Source organism: Apibacter sp. (assembly GCF_025291155.1).
GTDB lineage: Bacteria > Bacteroidota > Bacteroidia > Flavobacteriales > Weeksellaceae > Apibacter.
The window spans coordinates 1-2,626 of record NZ_JAMBJZ010000140.1; the positions used below are offsets into that span (position 1 = coordinate 1).

Annotated in this window: 2 protein-coding genes; both read right to left on the reverse strand. The window is 23.0% G+C overall.

Features of this window, described 5'->3' with window-relative positions; genetic code table 11:
* Positions 1-279: 279 nt before the first annotated feature.
* Positions 280-1,632, reverse strand: a complete 1,353-nt coding sequence (locus M3Z80_RS09535) for an exopolysaccharide biosynthesis polyprenyl glycosylphosphotransferase (RefSeq protein WP_293919382.1) — start codon at positions 1,630-1,632, stop codon at positions 280-282.
* A 29-nt stretch (positions 1,633-1,661) separates the two neighbouring features.
* On the reverse strand, positions 1,662-2,626 hold a 965-nt coding region (locus M3Z80_RS09540), incomplete at its 5' end, for a glycosyltransferase (protein WP_293919383.1).

Consider the following 2,626-nt stretch of genomic DNA (forward strand, 5'->3'; position numbering starts at 1 on the left):
TATAAAAACCACAATATTTATTATTTATTTTTTTAATAATTATTATTTTATTTCATTATTATAAAATAGTTAATTTATATATTAATTATATAATTACATTTATCCAAAACTAATCAATTATATATTTAAAATATAAAAAACATTTAAATATCTATATTTTATTATATAAATAAGTGTATATACCAACATGGATGAATATAAAAACCACAATATTTATTATTTATTTTTTTAATAATTATTATTTTATTTCATTATTATAAAAAACAGCATATATTAAATTTATTTTCCTTTTCCTTGAATTATAACAACCATTGTTAGATATATGATTTTAATATCAAATAAGAAATTATAATTTTGAAGATATAATAAATCATATTTTAAACGTTGAGCCATTTCTTCTACTGTTTCTGCATAACCGAAATATACTTGACCTATTGATGTTATACCTGGTTTTACTTTATGTAATTTTTTATAATTTGGATTTATTTGCGAAATTTTATCTATAAAGTATTTTCTTTCCGGACGTGGACCAACAATAGACATATCACCTTTGAGTACATTTATAAATTGTGGAAATTCATCTATTCGATATTTTCGCATTATTTTACCTATAGATGTTATTCTAGGATCGGATTCAGATGATAATTTAGGTCCCTCATATTCTGCATCTATATACATGGATCTAAATTTCATTATTTTAAATGGCTTACTATTTAATCCTATTCTCTCTTGTTTATATATAACCGGTCCTTTAGAGGTAAGCTTAATTATGAGCGATAATATGGGTACTAGCCAACTTAGTACAAATATTATAATAAACAATGATAATGTTATATCAAATAACCTTTTAGAAATCCTATTAAGAAAATTCGATTTTTTTTTGTAATAATAGATTGGAGATGTTCCATAATAGCATAAATAAGAATTTTTATAAAATTCATAGGAAAAATCAGGTATTATATAAATTAAATATTTACTATCAGAAAATTTAAATAATATATTTTCAACTTCTTTACTTAATTCTCCATTTAATGACAAAAATATATTTTGTATATTATTATCTTCGATAAAATTATTTATTTTTTCATATTCAAATTTATATTGATTTTTTTGAATAGGATGTTTAATGAATTTTCCAAAATTTTCAATCTTTCTTTCCGTAGATAAATGCTTAATCACAATATCGGTATTGCTATTGGAATCAATAAATATTGCTCTTGATAATTTTTGTTTATGGTAATGATATGCAACCATATGAACAATTGCTATTAATATCAAAATTGAAATATTAAAATATATAGCTATATTATTATCAAATAAATAGCTACTTTTTAATCCTGAAATAGCAAATACTATGATAGCAAAAATAAATATTTGTGCAATAATCTTTTTAATTAATTCTAAAAAATCACTATTAGTTATCTTATATAAGGCTGTTTTTTCTGAAATAAAATACCAGCTTGCTATAAAAAGAAATAGTGCTTTGTAATGATTTTCTAATAATAATATTATATTATCTTCATCGTCATGGATTTCATATTGTAATTTTAAAAATTTAAAGAATAAATAAATTATAATTAAAATATCAATTATAAATTGAATCACTGGTATAAACACTTTATATGGATTCATTTTAAAATAGATTCATGTTATTATATTGATTATCTTATTGATTTTGAAGTTAAAAATTTTTCATATTTTTCTATTACGAATTTTTTCATTTCATTTTTAAATTTTTGTTTTGAAAAGTTTAATGCGTGATCTCTTATTTTTTGAGAATCAAATTTAATTTCGGAGAATCTCTCAACAGCAGCTTTTAAGCTATTAATATTATGATCTTTAAAGAATATGCCTGTAACTTCGGGTATAATTGTCTCAAGTGTTCCTCCTTTAGCTAGAGCTATTACTGGAGTTCCACAAGATTGTGCTTCAACCGGCAACATACCAAAATCTTCATCTGCAGCAAATACAAAACATTTAGCTCTTTGTAAATAAAATTTTAATTCTTCTCGCGAAACAAAACCTTTCAATTCAACATTATCTTTTGCTAATTTCTCATTTTTATTAAAATCAGGACCATCTCCTATTACTATTAATTTCTTATCAGGCATATTATTGAATGTTTCTATGATTAAGTCCATTTTTTTATAAGGTACCATCCTTGAAGCCGCTAAATAAAATTCATCTTTTTTATCATAATAGCTAAAAAATTCCGTATCAATAGGCGGATATATTACTTTAGCTTCTCTATTATAAATTTTTTTTATTCTTTTGGCTATATAATTTGAATTGGATATAAAATAATCTACTCTATTAGAAGAAATTACATCCCATAGTCTAAATCTGTGAAGTATATACTTGGCGTACAACCCAAACAAACCACGATTTAAACCTGTTTCTAATAAATATTGTTGATATAAATCCCAAGCATATCTTGCAGGGGAATGGCAATAACATATATGTAGTTGATTGCTTGTAGTAAGAACTCCTTTTGCCGCTGATGACGAAGAGCTAATAATTAAATCATATTTGCTCATATTTAACTGCTCAATAGCATGTGGATAAAATTGTAAAAATTTTCTATGATTTTTTTTAGCAGTGGGTAGTTTTTGTATAAAACTCGTGG

Coding starts and splice junctions, on each gene's coding strand:
- M3Z80_RS09535 (WP_293919382.1), bottom strand. CDS start 1,632: ATGAATCCATATAAAGTGTTTATACCAGTGATTCAATTTATAATTGAT.